This window comes from Bacteroides sp. AM16-13, assembly GCF_003602705.1.
GTDB classification, from domain to species: Bacteria; Bacteroidota; Bacteroidia; order Bacteroidales; family Bacteroidaceae; genus Bacteroides; species Bacteroides xylanisolvens.
In genome coordinates this window covers 17,629-40,414 of record NZ_QTLK01000034.1, presented here as the reverse complement: position 1 = coordinate 40,414, position 22,786 = coordinate 17,629, and the positions used below count along the sequence as shown (strand labels likewise).

Annotated in this window: 15 protein-coding genes; 9 read left to right on the top strand and 6 right to left on the bottom strand. The window is 42.9% G+C overall.

Annotation, left to right across the window (positions count from 1 at the left end; all coding sequences use genetic code 11):
* Window positions 1-2: 2 nt before the first annotated feature.
* The 7 genes from DW173_RS21310 to DW173_RS21280 are packed head-to-tail and all read left to right on the top strand — an operon-like array spanning window position 3 to window position 11,650.
* Entirely contained in the window at window positions 3-2,066 is a 2,064-nt protein-coding gene (locus DW173_RS21310) for a DUF5689 domain-containing protein (RefSeq protein ID WP_008645137.1), read from the top strand.
* 14 nt (window positions 2,067-2,080) lie between these two features.
* Window positions 2,081-2,998, top strand: a complete 918-nt coding sequence (locus DW173_RS21305; protein WP_120145179.1) for an endonuclease/exonuclease/phosphatase family protein — start codon at window positions 2,081-2,083, stop codon at window positions 2,996-2,998.
* Between the two features lie 35 nt (window positions 2,999-3,033).
* Window positions 3,034-6,159 carry a SusC/RagA family TonB-linked outer membrane protein gene (locus DW173_RS21300; protein WP_192918788.1) on the top strand — a complete coding sequence of 1,042 codons (3,126 nt, stop codon included), beginning with the start codon at window positions 3,034-3,036 and terminating at the stop codon, window positions 6,157-6,159.
* 28 nt (window positions 6,160-6,187) lie between these two features.
* Entirely contained in the window at window positions 6,188-7,699 is a 1,512-nt protein-coding gene (locus tag DW173_RS21295; protein ID WP_233562271.1) for a RagB/SusD family nutrient uptake outer membrane protein, read from the top strand.
* A 25-nt stretch (window positions 7,700-7,724) separates the two neighbouring features.
* A complete protein-coding gene (locus DW173_RS21290; RefSeq protein WP_233562269.1) occupies window positions 7,725-8,564 on the top strand; it encodes an endonuclease/exonuclease/phosphatase family protein in 840 nt (279 codons plus the stop codon).
* Between the two features lie 38 nt (window positions 8,565-8,602).
* Window positions 8,603-9,301, top strand: a complete 699-nt coding sequence (locus tag DW173_RS21285; RefSeq protein WP_158593291.1) for a BACON domain-containing protein — start codon at window positions 8,603-8,605, stop codon at window positions 9,299-9,301.
* Window positions 9,302-9,346: 45 nt separating this feature from the next.
* Window positions 9,347-11,650 carry a DUF5689 domain-containing protein gene (locus DW173_RS21280; RefSeq protein WP_120145175.1) on the top strand — a complete coding sequence of 768 codons (2,304 nt, stop codon included), beginning with the start codon at window positions 9,347-9,349 and terminating at the stop codon, window positions 11,648-11,650.
* 75 nt (window positions 11,651-11,725) lie between these two features.
* Here DW173_RS21280 and DW173_RS21275 read toward each other — a convergent pair whose 3' ends face one another.
* Window positions 11,726-12,817 carry an SGNH/GDSL hydrolase family protein gene (locus DW173_RS21275; RefSeq protein ID WP_120145174.1) on the bottom strand — a complete coding sequence of 364 codons (1,092 nt, stop codon included), beginning with the start codon at window positions 12,815-12,817 and terminating at the stop codon, window positions 11,726-11,728.
* A 236-nt stretch (window positions 12,818-13,053) separates the two neighbouring features.
* On the opposite strand from DW173_RS21275, the gene DW173_RS21270 reads away from it, so the two are divergent.
* Window positions 13,054-15,360, top strand: coding sequence for an Sb-PDE family phosphodiesterase (locus DW173_RS21270; protein WP_120145173.1), 2,307 nt, complete (start codon window positions 13,054-13,056; stop codon window positions 15,358-15,360).
* Window positions 15,361-15,686: 326 nt separating this feature from the next.
* Here the strand turns inward: DW173_RS21270 and DW173_RS21265 are convergent, their stop codons facing one another.
* From DW173_RS21265 to DW173_RS21245, 5 genes are all read right to left on the bottom strand, one after another.
* Window positions 15,687-16,553 carry an HAD-IIA family hydrolase gene (locus tag DW173_RS21265; protein WP_369904810.1) on the bottom strand — a complete coding sequence of 289 codons (867 nt, stop codon included), beginning with the start codon at window positions 16,551-16,553 and terminating at the stop codon, window positions 15,687-15,689.
* On the bottom strand, window positions 16,540-17,817 hold the full coding sequence (locus tag DW173_RS21260; protein WP_055235296.1) for an MFS transporter: 1,278 nt from the start codon (window positions 17,815-17,817) through the stop codon (window positions 16,540-16,542). The genes DW173_RS21265 and DW173_RS21260 overlap by 14 nt, the downstream gene beginning before the upstream one ends.
* Before the next feature lie 11 nt (window positions 17,818-17,828).
* Window positions 17,829-19,169 (bottom strand): sn-glycerol-1-phosphate dehydrogenase, encoded by a 1,341-nt coding sequence (locus tag DW173_RS21255; RefSeq protein WP_120145188.1) that lies wholly within the window; start codon window positions 19,167-19,169, stop codon window positions 17,829-17,831.
* An 83-nt stretch (window positions 19,170-19,252) separates the two neighbouring features.
* Window positions 19,253-20,158: a glycerophosphodiester phosphodiesterase family protein gene (locus DW173_RS21250; RefSeq protein WP_120145189.1), complete on the bottom strand. Its 906-nt coding sequence runs from the start codon at window positions 20,156-20,158 to the stop codon at window positions 19,253-19,255.
* 41 nt (window positions 20,159-20,199) lie between these two features.
* Window positions 20,200-21,771 carry a glycerol-3-phosphate dehydrogenase/oxidase gene (locus DW173_RS21245; RefSeq protein WP_120145172.1) on the bottom strand — a complete coding sequence of 524 codons (1,572 nt, stop codon included), beginning with the start codon at window positions 21,769-21,771 and terminating at the stop codon, window positions 20,200-20,202.
* A 216-nt stretch (window positions 21,772-21,987) separates the two neighbouring features.
* Between DW173_RS21245 and DW173_RS21240 the strand changes: the two genes are divergently transcribed.
* Window positions 21,988-22,752: a DeoR/GlpR family DNA-binding transcription regulator gene (locus DW173_RS21240; protein ID WP_008645897.1), complete on the top strand. Its 765-nt coding sequence runs from the start codon at window positions 21,988-21,990 to the stop codon at window positions 22,750-22,752.
* Window positions 22,753-22,786 lie beyond the last annotated feature (34 nt).

Genomic DNA, 22,786 nt, shown 5'->3' with positions numbered 1-22,786 from the left:
TAATGAAAAACATATTTCTATATCTTAGTATCGTGACCTTGTCACTTTCCTGTTTTTCATGTGATGATGATGAAGAACTGGAAGTGGTAACCATTGGTGATGCGTCCAATATTTATATTTCGTCAGAAGCAGGCAGGCGTGAAGTCCCTTTGACAGCGACATGTGCATGGACGGTGGAGCGCGATTCATTAACCCGTCAATGGGTCAATATTGAGCGTAAGAGTGGAGAAGGAGACGGAAGTTTTAATTTAGTTTGGCGAGCTAATGAAAAATTTCCTCGTAAAGGTAAAGTGATTGTAAAACTTGCCAATAAAGTAAAAGCAGATACTATCTATATTTATCAATATGGTGTATCTCCTTCTATCGCTTTTCCAGACAAAGAAGCCCGTGTTTCTGCAGTAGGTAAAGAATTGGAAGTGAATTTGAATACTAATATTCCTGCTAGTGACAGTACTCGTATTGCGATGACTGTGGATTATGACAAAGGCGAAGAGTGGGTATCACAGCTTTTATTTAACAAAGAAATGAATAAAATGCAGGTGAAGGTTGCTGCCAATGAGCCTGAAGTGGGAGAACGTAATGCTACACTACATATTACGTATGTTGATGACTGGGGAAAAGCTCATACTACAGATTTTAATATAGGTCAGATGGAGATGGGAGGTACCAAGCAAACCGAAACCATTTCATTTGCCGAGGTTCGCAAACTAGTGAACGATGCGACTGGTTCTCAAAAAATTGAGGAGGATGTGGCTATTGAGGGGATAGTCGTTTGCGATGCTACCGGTGCTAATAATGCAGCTAATACGCAGCTTTCTAAAACAGATATCGACCTAAGTACTACTTATCGCACTACTTATGTGCAGAGTTTAGATGGAAAGTATGGTTTTGCTTTGGTTTTTGATACAAAAGAACTGAATGAACTTGTTCCCTTCGATAAAGTGAAAATCTGGTTGAAAGGTCTGACTTTAAAGAAAGAAGATAATCCTCAACGTTACACGTTGACAGACATGACTTTCAAGAGCTTTATTTCTAAAGAAGAAGGTGATGCTACGAAGTTGGTAAAGAAAGAACGCACAATGTCTGAACTTACTGATAATGATGTGTATACTTTTGTAACATTGAAAAACTGTGAGTTTCCTATTCGTAAAGGGCCGTTTACACCTTTCAATGAGGGTTACTGTCCCACTTACAATCAGAAACGTGTTGACCGTTATCCTTTATTAATGCACGACAATCAGGGACAAAGTATGTTTTTGATGACAAATATTGATTGTCCTTACCGTCGCGATGGCAATATATTGCCACAAGGTTCAGGAACAATATCAGGCGTCATTGTACATGAAGAATACACTCGTTTCGAGAATGGTGGAGATATCGGACACTATCAGATGCGTCATCTCTCGCGTGAAGACATTAAAATCGACCAATCGAAAAACAATAGTTTTTCTACTATTATTGCTGAATGGAATGCATTTAAGCTTTCAGGTACGAAAGTACTTCCTTCTGAAGGAAATGGTGAATTATGGCATACTGCCGTAACTCCAACAGCCTCAACCGATTATGGTTATCTGGGAGTTATTGACGGAGTAACTGACGGAAAAGGTATTATATCCGCTAGCAAGAACTTGGCCTTCCAAGCTAAAACCTGGTGGAACTCTTCTACAGGAAAAGCAAATAGCTGGATGATTAAGTGTTCGACTTCTGGCATCACCGGCACACACGTATCACTACAACTTGCCACATTGAATTACAGCGTTGGCGCACCTCGCTACTGGAATGTAGAATGGTCTGAACATGGGAACGAAGATGGCGAATGGACGAAAGTTGGTGAGTACACAATTCCTGACGTAGTACAATGGGGAAATACACTCTACGAACAATTGAATGCATGGAAAAATACTAATATAGAGTTACCTCTTGATTTGTTGGGTAAAAGCACTGTCTATCTGCGCCTGATTCCTTCAGCTAATAAAGCCGGAACAACCACTACTTATGACACAGCTGTAATTAACAACAACAGCACAAGTGGACTAATGTATGTAAGCATTCGCTATAACAAATAAATAGATAACGTACAATGAATAAATTTAGCAAAATACTTTATGCTGCAATGGCATTGGCAATGGCTGTATGCAACTTCAGTTGTAGCGATGATGAAGAACTGCCGACTGGAGACCTCGAATTAAACAGCGGTTCCAGTGTGACGACTGAAACATTAAAAGTGTTGAGTTACAACGTACTTGAAGGAATGAAGTTGGATAAAGCCAACGACTACAACAACTTTGTAACTTGGGTCAGCGAACAGGCCCCCGACATTATGGCCATTGAAGAAACCAATGGATTTACCAAAGAAAAGCTAACAGCATTATCAGCTCGTTGGGGACACCCCTATGCCGAAATGTGCAAGGAAAGCGGCTATCCCGTATCTATCACTTCCAAATATCCCATTGAAGTGGTAAGCCGCATTTTGGATGGGGTATGGCACGGAGGTATTCATGTCAAGATCAAAGGTATCAACATTCTGGTACTTCATCTTTACCCTTTCTCGTATACCCCCTCCGGTTCAAATGCCGCCAATGGCGACGCTTACCGTTTGGAAGAGGTTCAAACGTATCTCGACAATACTATCCGCAAGTATCCTGATGAAAAATACTGGCTGATGATGGGCGACTTCAATTCGTTCTCCCCACTTGATAAAAACGATCTTTCCGGGGGAAACACTATCAATTATCAGGTGCATCAAACCATTCTCGACAATGGATATAGAGATCCTGTCCGTGAGATGAATATCAACTTTGTGCGCAGCTGCCCTACCATCTACGGAGGATGGACAGGTCCCACCGAATCTTATAAAGGTTCGCGCATCGATTTCATCTATGCATCAGGAGAGGCTATGCGCAACATGCTCAATGCCCAGATCTTGATGGACAATTTCACCGACAACTATTCCGATCACTATCCAGTGACGGTAACTTGCCGCATTTATAATGAATAAACTTATTTAAGAAAGCGCTTAATCTATAAAAGCACATGAGACAATTAGTAAATAAATACAATGCATCGCTCTATCGGAATACTTTCCGAAATGCTTTGCTCATGCTGGTGGCATGTTGCCTGTTGCTTCCGGAAGCAGTGGCGCAGAACGCAAATCGAAAAATCAAAGTGACCGGAACGGTATTCGACGAAGAAGGCTTGCCCATGATTGGAGCAACCATCAGGGAAGCCACAACACATGTCGGCACCTTGACCGACCTTAACGGGTGGTATGAGATACAGGTCCCTGCCAATGGCACCCTGGAGGTTAGCTTTATCGGCTATGAAAAGAAAAGAATCAATGTGACGGGACGCGAAAAGATCAATGTAAAGCTCTTACCAGATAAGAAAACAGCCTTGGACGAAGTTGTAGTTATCGGTTATGGAGCTGTTAAGAAGGCCGATTTGACCGGTTCCGTATCGAATGTTAAAATGGGAGATATCCAAGACGCTCCGGTACTTTCTATCGACCAGGCTTTGCAAGGACGTATTGCCGGTGCGGATATCATGTCAACGACCGGTGAACCGGGTGCCACGACTTCTATCCGTATCCGTGGTACACGGTCAATCTCGGCCTCTAATGAACCGCTGATCGTAGTCGATGGTGTTATGGACGCCGTTCATGACCTGAACGACTTGAACACCGCCGATATCGAATCCATCTCTGTACTGAAGGATGCATCTTCTACGGCTATCTATGGTTCGAAAGGTAGTAATGGTGTTATCATCATCACCACCAAGAAGGGACTGTCAAATGCAGACAAACCGAGTATTAGCTTCAAAACAGATATCGGTTTCTCCAAAATTCCACAGAAGCTCGACATCATGAATGCATCTGAACTGGCACAATATCGTAACGATTATGCTTATTTTAATACCGCGGATGGAAATGATGAGATTACCGATGGCACTCCCCTGTCATCATACCCTTACTCCGATCCCTTCTCTTTGGGCGAAGGAACCGACTGGGTAAATACGATCGGACGTACAGCCATGTACCAGAATTACGCACTCTCTTTGTCAGGAGGAACAAAGAAAACGTCTTATTATGTTTCTTTAAGCTACAACAACACCGAGGGGGTAATTCGCCGCAGCGGTCAGGAACGTATCACGGGGCGTGTTTCACTTACCCACCAACTTTTTAATTGGATGAAAGTGGGATATACCGGCAATTACACTTGGCGACACAACGACGAGAATTTAGCTTCTATCGGTGGTACAGGATGGTGGAACTCCGCTATCTATTTGAGTCCTACCATTAAACCAATGGATGACTATAACCCGTTCTATTATTCCGGACAGAAGATCAACACTCCGTTGGCTACCATATTGCTCAACACCAATTATCAGGTACGCCACTCTACTAACCATACCGGTTTCATCGAAATCGAACCCATTAAGAATTTGAGGTTTAAAAGTCAGTTCACCTACTATATGTACCAGCGTCACACTTACCGCTACTATCCAAGCACCTTGCCTGCCAAGGTTGAAGGAGAGGGAGGCGAAGCCTATCGCGCCGAGTATGACGACCACAACCTCCTGACCGAAAACACCCTGTCTTATTTAAAAACATTGGACTCGGGCCACACATTCGACGGGCTTCTTGGTTTCACGGGACAGCGCCTTTCTTCAAATGATTTCTCGCTGAATGGCAAAGGGTATATGGACGACAACGTAAAATGGAACAACATGAATGCCGTACAAGACAAACAAACATACTCGGCCTCATCGAGCACCAGCAAGCGTACTAAAATGTCTCTATTGGCTCGTTTCAACTATAACTACAAACAGAGATACTATTTAACTGTAACTGGCCGTTATGATGGTGCTTCCAACTTTGCCGCTAATAACAAGTGGGGATTCTTCCCTTCCGCAGCTTTGAAATGGAATGCTGCTAAAGAAGAATTTATGAAAGGGGTCGACTGGGTTAATGAAATGGCGATCCGCGTGAGTGCCGGACGTACCGGTAATGACGCAATCAGCACCTATCGTTCGCTGGCCGCTCTTTCCAGTACCACAAATGGTTATCTTTTTGGTGGTTCACAACCTGCGGCATACTATCCTTCGCGTCTGGCAAGCCCTAACCTGACTTGGGAAAAGACCGACCTCTACAATCTTGGTATTGACCTGGCGTTCCTGAACAACCGTTTGTTCGTGACTGCCGAAGCCTACATTTCGAAAACCAGAGACTTGTTGCTAACCTTACAGACACCGACACAAACCGGTTATTCTTCCCGCCTGACCAACATTGGCAAGACCTCAAACAAGGGAATCGAACTAACCATCGAGAGCCGTAATATCGAGAAACCGAAATTCTCATGGTCGACTACCTTCACCATTGCTCACAATGAACAAAATGTGGATGACATCGGTACGGAAGATTTCGTGAAAGCTTATGGTGCACCAGGCAACAACTCATACATGATGTATGGTTATGTAAAAGGTTACCCCTTGAACGCCCTATGGGGATTCAAATATGGTGGTGTATGGAAAAACCAAGACGAAGTGAACCGTAATAAAGCTACTTTTGCCTACGCATCTCCTTCTACAACTTCAAACGGTTCGGTGCGTTACTACGATATCAACCACGACGGAACGCTTAGTCAGGACGACTTGGTTTATCTGGGCAATGCCGATCCTTGGATTTATGGAGGTTTGCAGAACACCTTCCGTTTCGGTAACTTAAAAGTGGGTATCTACTTCAACTACTCCCTGGGTGGCAAAATTTACAACTATGCCGAACTCTATATGTCGGGAAGTACGTTTACCAACCAATACCGTTACATGCTCGACTCTTGGCATCCGGTTCGTAACCCGAACTCCGATCTTCCTCGTGCCGGGAGTATTGATACACACGTACCCAGTGACTTGCAAATTCATGATGCAACCTTCCTGCGCTTGAAGAGTATTTCCATCGGCTACACATTCAACCTTTACAAGAAAACGAAATGTATCCGTGATCTGACTTTGAGTGTAAACGGTGAGAATCTCTACCTCTGGAAGAAATACAACGGATTCGACCCTGACGTATCAACCAGCGGCGATTCTACCCTACGACGTATGGACTTGGGTGCATACCCAAAACCGCGTACCATTACGTTCAGTGCCCAAATCAGATATTAATTAATGCAATAATATGAAAACTATGATAATGAAGAAAAGAAAAAATTGGTTGACCGCTCTTCTGTCAATGTTCGTGCTAGCTTCCTGTAGTCTGGAAGAAGATACGTCAAGTTTTTCTACACCCGATAACTTTTATCAGACGAAGGAACAATGTCTCTCTGCACTCAACTCGTGTTACATTCCTTTAAACGGAACTTATAACTATACACTCTTTATCGCTACAGAGTCTTGCACCGACCTCATGTATATCAATTCGGGTACATTGGATTCCCGTCTGGATATTTCCCCCGCAAAGCCCCGCCACGGTGAAACCGTTTGGAACAATGGCTACAAAGGCGTAATGTACTGCAACGCTGCCATCAATGGAATCGAAAACTCTCCACTCGAAGAGAATGAGAAACTTCCTCTGTTAGGCGAAGGCAAAATCATGCGTGCGTTCTATTACTACCTACTGACTTCATTCTTTGGCGATGTGCCTTTTTATACAGAACATGTGGCAGATGTGGAAACACAGCAAAAGATAGGACGCTTGGGCCGTATGTCGGCTGTGGAAACGCGTGAATATCTAATAAAGGAATTATCAGCAATTGTTCCCCTGATGGATCAGGTACGTTCGTCAGAAGTGGCCTCCAATCGTACGGGTGCTGCCACAGGATGGATGCTGATTGCCAAAATGGCGATGTGGAACAAGAAGTGGGATACAGCGATTGACGCAATATCCAAGCTCGAAGAGATTTATGGCGACCTCGGTCAATATCCACTCGAAGATGTAATGTTCCGTAACAAGAATACGCCTGAATCAATCTTTGAAATCCAGCACTCTTATGTAGCCGGTGGTTTGAACTATACCTCCAACCTTGCCAGCATTTGTATGCCTATCACCCGCCGTTCAGGTACCTGCGAATATGACGGCGTGGAAATTCCGGAATTGGGCGACAAGTCTACTTGTTGGACTCCCTGGCGTCCCACTGCTTATTTCTGCCAGAATCTGCAAACAAAGATTGGCGGTGACTTACGTGCCAAATATAATATGGCTTGGGAATACAACGGCCATGCTTTCAAAAGTGTAAGCACTGCCCCCTGGCCGGGCCCGAAATTCTGGTGTCCATATCTTGACAGTAGCCGCGACGGAAATAATTATAAGATATTCCGCTATGCCGACGCACTGTTAATGAAAGCAGAATGTTACTGCCAGCTGGAGCAAGATCCTGACATTGCCATGAAATATCTGAATATGACCCGCAACCGTGCAGGCATTGGTGACTACCCGAAATTCCGCACTTGGGCACGATTGATGGATGAAATCCAAAAAGAGCGCGGACGCGAACTGATTGGTGAGTTCCAGCGTAAATTCGACCTGGTTCGTTGGGGAATCTGGTATACGCAGACTTATGAAAACACCGGTTCATCAAGTTTAAAAGAGAATATCCGTCCTTGTCATGAATACTATCCGATTCCGGACACGCAGGTCGTTTATTCCGGCTATGCACTCGATAACAAAGCTTATGATGCTTACTATGGTTCAACTACTCCTCAATAATAATTTATCCAGATATTCAAATCATATGAAACTTAATTGTCTAGGAATAACACTATTTGCATTAATGATGGCTTTGCCTGGGTTTGCCAAAGACAAACGAGGAAAACAGACCATGAAAATTATATCTTACAACATAGAATATGGTATGCGTGCCGATACCACCGCAGGAAAGACCATATTCTCTACATGGATGCGCAACCAGGATCCCGACATCGTATGTCTGCAGGAAGCCAATAAATTTACGCAGAAATCACTTGAAGCATTAGCTGCCTCCTATGGGCACCCTTATGCAGTGTTGCAGAAAGAGAAAGGATTTCCGACTGCCATAACATCTAAATATCCTATCGTGAACATCATGAAGGTGGAAAACAACATGTGGCATGGATTCGTAATGGGTACGATAAATGGTTACCACATTATTTCGCTGCACCTTAGTCCACACCGTTATGAGAGCCGCCAGCTTGACATTGACCTTATTCTCGAAACCATCCGCCAAAATGGACCATTCGAGAAATGGCTCATCATGGGTGACTTCAATTCCGTATCCCCCGTCGATGCCGGAAAATATGCCGACGGACGCCTGGCCGACCGCCTTCGCAAAGAAGAAGAAAAGCGCCCTGCATTAAAGAATCTCGTAAATGGAGAAATCGACTACTCGGTGCATCAACGTATTCTTGATTTCGGTTTTATTGATTCGGCACGTCTCGATAAAAACTTTTCGGAGAAAAATTTCGGGGCACGTATTGACTTCATCTATATTTCGCCTGACTTGAAGTCCGCTTTCACCAGAGGGAACTTTATCATCGACGACTTTACCAAGAAATACTCCGACCATCGTCCGGTCTATATGACTTGGGAAAAATGATAGAACTGTTACTATAATTAATGAAACAATTTACAATTATGATACGAAGAAAATACTTATATCATTCACTCCTACTGATAATCTCGACATTCAGCTTCATACTTACAAGCTGTGAGAAAGATTTTGAATGGGAACTTCCACTGGCTTTCACACAGAAGAATCTGATTTTATCTTCGGGCACAGGAACCACCCACATCTTAGTGTATGCCACAAAGAACTGGAATGCTCATTTCGTGGAGAAAGTGGACTGGGCTTCTATCGACCGCCTCTCTGGTAAGGAGAACAGCGAAATCATATTCTCATACGCTGCCAACTATGGTGTAAACCGTAAAGTGCAACTGGCTTTTGAAACCGAAGAGCATCTTCGTGATACAATAACATTGGTACAGAGCGGCGAAATTTCGTCAAGTGACGCTCGTCTTATCATCAATGAACAGACAGTAGAAACGCCAGCTTCCACCACTACACTCGACTTGGAGCTCGACACGAATCTAAAGTACGACCTCTACCGCATCAGGTATCTCGTAACGTATAGCTCCGAAAACCCCGAAGAAAATTGGATTGAAGAAGTATCCTATGATAGCGAAAAACTTCATATCAAACTGGCTGCCAATCCTGCTTATGAGCCCCGCAGCGCCCAAGTGCGTTTAGCAATTTCCATCCCCGCCAATACAATTAATGGTGGTCAGAAAGTAGTGACAACCAGCACTACGATTACCCAACTGGGAAAGGAATGAAAATAAAAGAATTAGTGTTTATCAGTTAAATACAATGACTCTAATATGAAACAATTTATTAAATACAGACCAATACAACTGGTCACTTTTTTAGGAGCTTTCATGCTTTCATTGTCCGCCTGCGAATTGGACAATGGAGATGAAGCCAACTTTGAAGAATTTGGAGCCGACGGAAAAACCTATACGCTCTCTTCTGATGCTGGCGACTTGGCAATTAAAGTCTATTCAAACCAGAATTATAACATTGCGCTTGAAGATAATAACGGTGAATGGGTAGCAGTAGCCGAAAGAAATCTTTCGGGAGACGGCACACTCCATGTAGAGTACGATTTTAACGACGGCTTCCCGCGTATGGCGAAGATCTGCCTGACTGCCACTAGTGCAAACCTTTCAGATACGATCTACCTGAAACAGAAAGGCGTGAAAACCCCGACATTTAAATTAGCCAAGCCTAATATGACTGTACATGGTTATGGAGGCGAAGTTAGAGCAGAGCTTGATATGAATGTCGACATAAAAGATCTCCATATCAGTGTAGATTACACAAGTGACGAAGCAGCTATGACAGTGCTCGACAAAGAGGATGGTTGGGTCAGGGATATCACTTATGAGAATGGTTTTCTTATCATCCAGACCGATCCGAATCCCGACGAACGCGCAGTACGTACTGCTACCGTTAATTTGGTTTTCATTGACGGTTGGGAAGTCGAAAACAAACAACAACTTTTCCTAATGCAAGCAAATGCAAAGGACGAGTTGGGCGTTGAGGTTTCGTTTATAGATGTTCGCAATTTGGGTGATACGGACGGCATGAAGGTGACCGATGATATTTATATTACCGGATATGTAGTAAGCGACCGCAACTCCGGCAATGTAGGCGATAACATACAGACTACCCAAAATTCAATTGACTATACTATCGCACAGAAGACCGCTTATATCGAGAGCCTTGACGGACGTTACGGATTTTGTATTGAAACTCCCACAGTGGACGACAATACGTTCTCACGTTACAGCAAAGTGCAGATCCTATTAAAAGGAACCAAGGTAATCCTGCAAGAAGATCCCGAACGTTACACGATTTCCGGAGTAACAGCTTCTATGGTCATGTCGTCCACTGAAGGTACTGCGTCGGATTTGCCTGTAAAAGAAAAATATATGAGAGATCTGACGGACGAAGACATCTATACTTATGTCACACTGAAAGATTGTGAACTGCCTGTCCGCAAAGGCAGCCTGACTCCGATCAACGAAGGTTATGCCAATGCCGGTGGTGCCCATCGCTGTGCCAAATATGCAACGCTGATGCGTGATATCAATGGTAACAGCATGTATATCTACACCAATACGACTTGCCTTTATCGCCGTGACGGTACTCGTTTGCCTTATGGTTCAGGTAACATGTCCGGTGTTATCGTACATGAGCTTTTCACTCGTTTCGAATACCTGGAAGCAGCAAACGGATTGATTGATGAAGAAAAAGCCGGCGACATCGGTCGTTATCAGATTCGCCACATGTCGAGATCCGACTTTAAGATGGCAGATGATTTCAAAAACAGTTTTTCAGGCTTAATTACTGAATTCCGTTATATCAACACCAATGGCATCATCAAAGAAGATGGTTCTTTCCCTTCTACCTATGGAGATGGAGGTCGCTTCCGTCACACTTATACCAAACATCAGATCGGTAACGGTTTGCGTGGAAATGGTAGTGGTGATTACACATATCTTGGTCCTGTAGGTAATAGCGCAACCGGTCCTTTTGGAGACAATAGAGGTAATGTAAACGGGTTCGGTATTATTCTTGAAGATGGAACAGACTATCAGAAGAATTATCAAGATACCAACACTGACGGTAAAGGCAATACAGGCGGCAATGCCTGGCTGGCTTGGGCGAACCCCTACTGGTGGGATGAAGAGAACAATCGCGGGTATGCCTGGATTGTAAACTTCTCGACTAAAAACATCACAACCAATCATCTTTCCATGCAGCTTAGTGTCAGCAATAATGCCGGTAACCAAGTAAGCAAACCTCGCTTTTGGAAAGCCGAATGGTCATTGACCGGTGATATGGACAATGAAGCCGACTGGCATTACATCACCTCCTATACCGTACCTGATATGGTAGTATGGGCCAACACGTTGTTATCACAGTGTCCGGGCTATAAAGCCATTGATGTGGAGCTGCCATTGACCTTGCTGGGTAAAGAGAATGTGTATATTCGTTTAATGCCCGAGAACAACAAAGCCAGCAACGGTGCTTCCTGGGTTGATAAGGGAGCTACGATTTCGGTAAAGGGTGATGCAACCAGTGCCATGAATTATTTTGCTATTCGTTATAATAAATAGGGCATACCCCCAGTCCGGATTTATTAAAAAGAAGCCTCTTCTTCTACCTTAACGGTGGTCGAAGAGGCTTTCCTCTCATCTTTCCGCATGCCTTATAAGCTTTTTCACCACCGGATAAATTCCTTTTGCAAACCTATCAAATCCTAAATCTGTAAAATGCTCGCCGTCAACCGTACTCTCTCCATCCTCGCCCAATAAATGTTCCGATTTTAAATAGTGCAGATTCTGATAACCTTTCTTCTTTAACTCCCTAAATGCTTTTCGCAATGCCTCATTACTCTCTTCCACCCACTCCCCTTTTTTCAAATTAAACTCTGCCAATGGAAAAGGAACGTGTTCTATAAACAAAATCTGTACTCCCGGTATTTTATCTTCAATAATACTCATAAATCGTTCAATACGCTCATTCAACATAGAAGCACTCACATTGGGAATAAAATCCATCACAATAACAGAAGGATTTCGATGTGTCATCAATTCTGCTATTTCATATTCCAAATGCCCATGTCCGCTAAAACCCAAATTCACAACTTCCCTGTTTAGCATACGGGAAAGGATATTTGTATAGGCCATCCCCGGACGCGTTGCACAACCGCCTTGAGTGATACTTGTTCCATAACAGATAACAGGACGTTCTGTTACGGGTGATTCCACTTGCGGTTGGCGAATCACAGCCTTTTCTTCTATTCCTATTTCAAGTGTTTCAATACCATCATAAAGGGGCAGGTAAAGCATATACTCATTCATTTCACCTTTCATATCAGAAATGATAACTCCCTCGTTCTCCTTGCCTTTTGGACGAGCACAACGCACATAACGCCATTTGCCACTTTTTAGCACATAAAGATCAAGTCCCTTTACGCCTACCATGGCCATGTGTGACATACTGTTATTCCTTTTTGTTACCCATTTGGCAGCAATCGCTGTTGAATTGGTCGCAAAGCGTACAGCCAGTCCGGGTGTATCCTGCCCCAATATCCATACCCACTTTTTACTTTCCCCCCTACAGGAAAGAGGTAAACGGGCATAACGCCCTTCCGTATCGTCAGACATCTTACCAATAAGCGGAAAATCATCTGCATTATAATATTTCAAACTCTGCCCCATTGCAGTAACAACGCAGCAAACGAACACATACACACTTACAATTAGTTTCTTTTGAGTCATGGTTTTAAAAATTAGCATTAATAATAAAAAGCAAACAGAGAAATAAAGGAAACACAAAAGTATAATATTCAAAAGCAAACAACAAGAAAAAGCAATTAAAAAAGAAAATATCTCTTAATTAGTTTCGTTTTATAACCTTTTATAATTATCTTTGCTTCAAATAAGCCACTAAAGAAAACGAAGTAAAAACCTAATTAAGTATTAAATCTATATAACCCTTTAAAAACGACTCCCGTATGAGCAAGAAACTATTATGTATAATGTGTTGTCTTTTCACCACATTAACTACATTTTCACAAAACAAAGAAGAAAGTTTATCTACTCCGGAATTATTTGACTTCGTATTGTTAAAATGCGATTTGAGCTCTCCCGTCGAAAGCAAAGATGCAATAGACGGAGCCTTCAAGAAAGGATTAAACGGTATTTTCATCAACAACAAAGAACTGGCGAGCTATGCTACAAACAAAGGAATGGTAGCTGTCAGCAAATATACGATGTCAAAATGTCAAACCATACTAGATAATATAAAAGACAAAAACAAAACTACTCTAGTGTTTGCACGTGAAAGGAGTGACGGATATCTCCGCAATGCTTTGTTAGATCACTGCTTTGTAGAATTATTAAACGACACAATTTCCGGCGAGGAAAGATGGCTAAAGAAGCTAATAAACTCTTCTTTGGATATACGCACCCGTCTTATCAATAATAATACCCGTATGGTAGTTGATGTCACCAACAAAAGCAGTATCCCTTATCACATTCATATAACCCAATGCGATAATTTAAAACCGGAACAAAAAGAAGTGACCCTGTCTCCAATGAACCAAACTACTTTGTTTTTGAATGGTGACGATATCAAATCTCCTCAATACACATTGCGTGCAAGCATCAAAAATGCGTTCAATACAGAGAAAAAGCCACTAGAGTATGCTTTCCGCCTTCGTGGTATGGATTATATGGTAGGAACAGAATCTCAAAACATGTATAACATCATCCCTGCCCCACGCTCTCTCGAAGAGAAGCAAGGCAAATTCATCTTTAATAAAGAAACCCGCATTATACTAAAAGATAAAAATGCCGAAGCGCCTTTACGATTCTTGACGGACAGATTAACTCGGATAGCACAATTGCCTCTAAAAATACAGAAGAGCACTAAAAACATTTCCGGTAACTATTTGATTTTCAGCCGTGCCAACGATCCTACATTAGGAAATGAAGGTTATAAAATCAATATTTCTACCGAACAGATACAGGTACTGGCAGACAAAGAAGCCGGATTCTTCTATGCCATACAGTCTTTATTGCAACTGCTTCCACCGGAAATCTACTCCAACACAACAGCATACACAAACGAATGGAGTATCCCCGCAGCGAACATTATGGATATACCACAATTTGAATACCGAGGATTACACTTAGACGTAGGCCGACATTTATATCCTGTTTCTTTTATCAAAAAATACATTGACTTAATGTCTATGCAAAAAATGAATCGTTTTCATTGGCATCTGACAGAAGATCAAGGATGGAGGATAGAAATCAAGAAGCATCCGAAGCTGACCGAAATCGGTTCCATGCGCAAAGAAACAATCATCAACCGATATTCTGCCGCAATTCCGGGAATATACGACGGTACACCTTATGGAGGATTTTACACACAAGAAGAAATCAAAGAGATAGTGGCGTATGCCAAAGAACGTTATATTACCATCATCCCCGAAGTTGATCTCCCGGGACACATGCTCGCCGCACTGGCTACTTATCCCGAATTAGGATGCACGGGAGGACCTTATGAGGTAGGTACAAGATGGGGAATCTACAACGATGTACTTTGTGCCGGTAATGAAAACATCTATCCTTTCATTGAAGATGTCCTGCTGGAGGTATTCAAGTTATTTCCCGGAGAATATGTACATATAGGAGGAGACGAATGTCCGAAAACACGTTGGAAATCCTGTCCGAAATGCCAATCGAAAATAAAAGAACTGAAATTGAAAGACGAACATGAACTTCAGAGCTATGTCATCAGAAGAGTTGAAAAATTCTTGAATAAGAATGGGAAGAAGCTGATTGGATGGGATGAAATATTAGAAGGCGGAATAGCCCCTAATGCAGCGTTGATGTCATGGAGAGGTGTTGCCGGAGGAATTACCGCGGCAAAATCAGGGCATCCGGTCATCATGACTCCTAACACTTATGTATATCTTGACCACTACCAGGCAAGCATGGATATATCTCCTTTAGCAAACGGACGAATCTGCGCACTCGAATGGACATACGGGTACAACCCGATTCCCAAGGAATTGACGGAACAAGAAGCAAAACACATAAAAGGAGTACAAGCCAATGTATGGACAGAATACATAAAAACTCCGGAGCAAGTGGAATACATGGCATACCCCCGCGCCAATGCTGTTGCCGAAATAGGCTGGAGTAGCCCAGAGCACAAAAATTGGGAAGACTATTTAGACAGGCTTCAATATCAATTCAAAAGATGGCAATTTTATGGTCTGAATTGCGCAACCCATTACAAGAGTAAATGATTTAATTCGCTAACAGAATTATCCGACTTAGATCTGTACGATTTAAACAAAAAAACACAGTTTTATCCTATTCTGGCAAAGAGTTATTCTCACCGTAACGAGAAAAAATACTCATTGTAATGAGAAAAAGTTCTCATAGCAATGAGTATTTTTTCTCATAGGAGTGAGTATAGTTGAGAAAATGAACTTCCCTGATAATAGCTTTCTTACTACAAAATGCAATCTTCTTTATCAAAAAAAATGTTACGGACAGTAGAACTGTCCGTAACATCATACCTATCAAAAACACTAAAAATAAATATACTATTGTATTTTCATGCACCAATCTAATCTATTTCATGAGCCAATAAAAGCATTTGCTGAAGCTCTGCCAAGTCACGCAGAATCAAGTCCGGATTAGGACGGACAGCAATAGCTGTTTCATACGTCGTTTCGCCGGAAAGTACCAGCACTCCCAAAGCTTTTGCTTTCTGCGCCATCAATATGTCGGTATAAATACGATCGCCCACCATAGCTACCTGATCCGCACGCAAGTTATGACGTTCCATTATTCCGTTCAACATTCGCGGATCGGGCTTTCCAATCACAACATCCGGCTCCCGCCCCGTAGCATACTCCAAACTGGAGCAAATAGAGCCACAATCCACCAATACTAAAGGCTTATCCGTAGGACACACACGATCCGGATTAGTGGCAATATAGAGTTTCTTCTGATTAATCCACCACGCAGCACGACATAAACGCGAGTAAACAAGCGACATGTCAAAACTGACAACCACTGCGTCCGGTTCATCATCAGCATTGTCGTCAGTAGACTCGAATCCGGCTTCCTCAAACTCTTTTATCATGCTGGGAGTGCCCAACAAGAAAAGCCGTTTACACTCCGGATGATGTACACGTATGTAATCTATGGTCGCCTGGGCCGATGTATAAAATTCATCTTTCACTGCTTTAATCCCCATGCCGGATAGGTGTCGAAGATAATCATTCGTGCTTTTGGAAGGATTATTCGTCAGAAACGAGTAACCAATTCCCAATTCTTTCATTTTATCCAGGAAAGCAATCGTAAAAGGAAATAACGTGTTTCCGTTATAAATCGTTCCATCCATATCCAAAGCAATATGCTTGATCCGACGAATACGATCCATAAGTTCCGCGTTCAGTTTATGTTCTACCTCATTAATCATTATCATACCCATTCGCTTTTGCCGACCATGCGGCCATAAATATCAAAGTTCCCATTATAGCAATCAGGATTAATGCACCCACTGCAATATTCCAACCATAATGTTGAGCTAACAATCCTAATCCCCAACCGGAGACCAACGTACTGGCATATCCGAACAATCCTGTGAATCCGACTGCCGTAGCGGCTGCTTTCTTTGTGGCTATATTAGCCGCAGCAATACCTACCAAAGCTTGCGGACCATAAATACAGAATCCTGCGGCTCCCAATAAAAGCGTAGCAAGCCACATGGGAGGTTGGGATATTCCCCAGAATAAAGCAACGAACACCGTAGCCAGTGCCATGCAAATCACACAAACGCGTGGACCACGTCCACCAAAGAAACGATCGGTTGCCCAACCGGCTACCAGCATACCTACAATTCCGGATATTTCAAAGGCTGCCACCATCCAACCTGCATGATGAATAGAAACTCCCTTCCATTCTCCCAAAAGAGTCGGTCCCCAGTCAAGTACAGCATAGCGCACGATATACACAAAAAAGTTGGCAATAGCCAGTACCCAAATCGCCGGATTTCCAAAGACATTCTTACGCACAAACTGCTTAAATTCGGCAGAAGTATCTTCTTTTTCTTCTGCGCCCGTTTTTGAGTTGAGCTCCGGAAGACCTACCGAGCGAGGCGTATCGCGCAAAGCAAACCACAAACCGACTGCACCCACCAAGGCTATAATAGAAGGAAACCAGAAACACCAGCGCCATCCGAGACTGACAATATATCCACAAACAATCACCACTAAACCTGCGCCAACAGAATGTGAGGTATTCCACACCGACATCTTTGTAGCCAACTGCGTAGGAGGTATCCAATGCGTCAATAAACGGGCACAAGGGGGAAATCCCATTCCCTGAAACCATCCGTTCAGCATCCACACAATGCCAAACATCACCACAGCAGAACTAAACCCAAACCAAATATTACATGCTGCAGAGAGCACCAAACCTGTCACCATAAAATAGCGGGCATTCACCCGGTCGCCAACAAAACCGTTGGCAAACTTGGAAACTCCGTACAGTAATCCGTGTAAGGTCAGAAATAATCCCAAGTCTCCCTTGGTTATTCCCAAATCATCCTGCATGGCAGGCATTGCAATACTCAAGTTTTTACGAACAAAATAGAATAGAGCATAGCCTATCATACTTGCTATGATCGTCCGTGTCTGCCAGTATTTAAATTTCTTTGCCACTTCGGGCGCCATTCCTTGTAGTTCCATTCCTATCGTGATTAATCTGTTATTTCCCATATTTTACCTTTACCAAACAATCCATCCAGCCACTGGTCCATATATCCTGTCCGTACAGCTAAATCGAGGACAGTAAAACGACGGCGAATAAATTGTGCACGAACAAACGTTTCACGCAGACGTTTCCGTGTAATACCGATTTGTTCCGGTTCTACAGGAGCACCTACCTGCCGCAGGGATTGTTTCACTTCTTTGTAAGGAATCAACTGTTTGGACAAACGTTCACGGATTTCAGGCCAGTATTCTTTCAACTGCCGCAACTGAATAGCCAATTGCTCTCGTGTCACATATTTCGCTTTCGTCTCCTGCAGACCGATAGTAGGAAAATCAGTACCGACAAACATATCAAGAGCTACCTTATCGGCTATTTCCGGTTCGGGCCATGCCGCACAGCACGCTTCCACGTCCAGTTTCTCTAATGGGGTGTTCAACACTTGTTCATAAAATGCCGTTACAGCCAACATACCTATACTCACCTGAAAGCCATGGGAAACATGCTCACCTTGATTTAAATGATGTTCCATATTCCAAAGATGGCTGAACTGATGTTCCGCTCCCGAAGCCGGACGACTCGATTTAGACCATTGCATGGCAAAACCGCCCAGCATCAATCCTTCAATAAGTTGTGACACCGCTTTTTCGTCTCCGGCCACCGCGCCTTCAGGATTCGAAAGCGCATCATGCAATCCATCCTGCACAATCGACCATGCCTTTTCATCAATATCTTCCACGCCCATCCAATCGGCCAGAATCCAATCGGCACCAGCCGTCACTTTGGCAAACAAGTCGGCATATCCTGATGCCGTCATCGGCTTGGGAGCTTTCTTTATGATTTCAATATCAGCCAATACAGCTTGCGGTGCCGGACAGCTAAAAGTCTGTTTAGCGCCATTTGCAGTAATGGAAGCGCCGAATGCAGTATATCCATCCATGGAAGCGGCAGTGGCCACACACATATATCTTCTTCCGACCAGATGAGAAGCTAACTTCGTTAAATCATTAATCGTACCGGAGCCGACAGCTACCGGAATAGCATCATGCACTTTCAACGATTCGACCAGACGGTCAACATACGAATATTCCGCATACAGGTCGGAATCAGTGAAAATAAAAGATGGTAATAATTCTATATTCGCATTACGCAACTCTTTCTCAACTCTTTCGCCGGCAACACGATAGGTAGTTACATCAGCTACCATTACAGCCTTTCTTCCTGCAAACTGTTCCTTAAACAGTCCGGCTACTTCATTTAATATTCCGCTTCCTATACGAAGAGCACGTGTCTCATTCGCAGCTTTCAATGCTTGTTCTACTTTTGACATTTTCACAGTATTAATTGTTAGTTCACTAACCGGATTTTCCTTTACGATAGTAAACAGACGTTGCACCATATCAGGGCAACAATCTATCGAGATTGCAAAACTGTCCATACTTCTGTCGGTATATCAGATTCTATAATATCCGGTCTCTTATCTATCTCTTCTTTATATTTCAAAGCCCGTTCTTCTTTCGAAGGCAATTTGTCGTGCGTAGGTGCCACACTAATCATACAACGTACGCCACGAGCATGTAGCATTTCAACGATTTTCTTATTTTCGGGTGTTATACTATGCCCTACATAAGCGATCATATTTTCCCATGGCACACCTGATATCGACAAGTCCTCAAACTCTTTCATATTACGGGCGAAAGCGGACATCATAATCGTCGGGAAACGGTCATAATAATATCTGGCTTGGGCACCGGTATGCACAGTCAGCATCACATGTCCCTCCGCCTTATGCTTTTTGATTAAAGCCGCAATCATAGCCATCGGCACATCTTTCTTATCCAGGTTGATAATCGTTTTACCTCTGCTCCATTTGATTACTTCCTCCAAAGTAGGAATCTTGCAGTTGGTCACTTTTCCCGAATGGTCTTTCAGACGAAGCTTCTGCAACTCTTTCCAGGTATGATCGCAAACTTTTCCCGTTCCTGTTGTTGTACGATCCAAAGTAGCATCATGCATCAATACAATCACGCTATCTTTTGTCAGACGAGGATCGATTTCGAAGAAAGCCGACATCTGCTTCAGCACATTTTCCAAACCTTCGATGCAATTTTCCGAATATCCTTCTTCATACCCACCGCGATGTCCGCTTACAATGATTGAGCCATTTCCCGCATATTTAAAGAAGTCTCTCAATTGTGTGACATCGTCAAACTTTAACAGATGTAGTTTTCCCTGCGCCGACACAGACTGTATCCCTGACAACAGAAGAAACATCAATGAGGCTACGAGTCCTCTCCGCAAAACCATACAACTTTTCATAAGCATTTATTTACAAACAACAATTAAAGTAATTTTTTCTTCTAATTCAAGATATACCCTCTTGCCAACCGATTAAAGTCGGCTATCTGCGCCTGCTCCCAGGTTTTGTCCTTTCCCAGTTCCGCCGCTAATACCGATGCCACTTTCGGAGCTATTTTAAGAGCAGCACGGGCATCCAGAAATAGCATCCTCACCCGGCGGGCCAACACATCTTCTATATTCTGCGCAAACTCCTCACGAGCCGCCCACACAACATGCGCCGCTGTAAAAGTATAACCTTCATACAACTTTTCAGCAAAAGAAGGCTCTTTTTCTATCATCTTTTGTATTTTGCCCGCGTCGCTGCCATACACATAATTCCAATCATTCTCATCAAATTGCTCTTTTGTATATCCATGAACCCTCAAATTCTTCGTCACACATTCCGCAGGAGACAACCCTCCTATTACGATGGCCTGATTGATGACATCTTCAGCCATTGCACGATAAGTAGTCCACTTCCCTCCGGTAATTGTCAAAAGCCCCGATTTCGAACGATAGATTTTATGATTCCGTGAAATCTCTTTCGTTTTCTTCGAATCAGCATGCGTTGGCGCAGCCAAAGGACGCAAACCGGCAAAAATCGAAAGCACATCGGCACGGGTCGGTTTGCGGTCGAGATACTGTCCGGCCTGATCTAAAATGAAATCAACCTCTTCTTCCAATGCCCTCGGTTCCAAAGAAGCCTCATTCAGAGGAGTATCCGTGGTGCCAAGCACCACCTTGCCGTGCCAGGGCACTCCAAAAAGGACACGTCCATCTTTCGTTTTAGGTATCATTAGTGCCGAACGGCCACCTAAGAATTTACTATCAACCACCAAATGCACTCCCTGGCTGGGACGTACCTTCCTTCGCGTATCACATTCATCCATCTTCATCACATCGTCCACAAAGACTCCGGTAGCATTCACTACTACTTTCGATTTGATCTGATATTCTTTCCCGTCAAGTGTGTCGACAGCATGCACCCCATTTATTTTCCCAGCGGCATCTTTCAGCAAACAATTCACCTTCATATAATTCAAGCACATTCCACCTTTATCAATAGCGGTCAGTGCCAGCGTTATAGCCATGCGCGAATCATCAAACTGCCCGTCATGATATACCACTCCACCTCTCAATCCTTCATGCTTTAAAGAAGGTATTTCTTTTAATACAGAACGTTTTAACATCGGTAACGAACGTCCCAATGCTTTGCGTCCGGCCAGTAAATCATAACAAGTCAGCCCCACCGCATAAAAAGGCTTTTCCCACCAGCGGTAATTACCGATTATAAAACGCATATCTTTCACCAAATGAGGAGCATTGAGTCTCATACGCCCACGTTCATGTAATGCTTCAACTACCATAGAGACATCTCCCTGCGCCAGATACCGAACTCCTCCATGTACCAGCTTCGTACTGCGGCAAGAAGTACCCTTAGCAAAATCATGCTGTTCCAATAGAATAACTCTGTACCCTCTGGAGGCTGCATCCACTGCAGCCCCTAATCCGGTAGCCCCACCACCGATCACCAGGATATCACATTCACATTTCCAATTGAGCATCCTCTCAAGCAAATCACTTCGTTTCATTCCTTATAAATATTTCGTTTTCTTTCTTTATTTATAAATCAGCACTGCAAAAATACACAAAAAGAAATATCATCCAACACAAAAAGCAAATTATTTTTCATTAGCAGACCATTTTATATATAAAACGGAAGCTTTATATCATAGAATGAAACTTTTCATCTTTTTATTTGCCACATATTAATATTTAGTTTATCTTTGTGATAAAAATTGGGAATTATGACAAGTATTGCTGAAAGACATAAGTATATTCTTGAAAGTTTAGCGAAAAACGGTTTCATCAAAGTAAACGAAATCGCTAAAGAATTGGAAGTTACTCCTGTAACGATCCGAAAAGATTTAAAACATCTGGAAGAAAAAAAACTTCTCTACCGTACTCATGGAAGTGCAAGTCCGGTCAACCCATTAACATCAGATATTGATGTGCACGAAAAAGAAAAGCTTCGAAAAGAAGAAAAGAAAAGAATCGCTACTGCCGCAGCTAAATTAATAGAAGAAAACGATTCTATTATCATCGCTTCCGGTTCTACCGTACATACGTTTGCCGAGCATATCACTCCCATCAACCACTTAACTGTAGTTACAGCTTCTCTGAAAACCTCCTTATTATTAAATACCATTAATAATATCGAAGTAATCCAGCTCGGGGGAATCGTACGGAAGAATTCTTTTTCCGTCATTGGCGACTACACTTCTTTGTTTTTTGAACAAATCACTTGCTCAAAACTCTTTTTAGGAGTAGACGGTATCGACTTGGAGTACGGAATCACAAACTCTAATATTGAAGAAGCTGTCCTCAACAAGAAAATGATAGAAGCGTCATTGCGTACTATCATCCTGGCAGATTCTTCCAAATTCGGGCGACGTGGATTCGGTAAAATCTGTAGTTTAGACTGCATCGATGTGATAATCACAGACTCCGGCATTTCCCAGTCAATGGCGCAAGCGATTGAAGAAATGGGTATTGAGCTTATCGTTGTTTAAAACGACTATATCACCTAAAGGATAATCTGTCAAA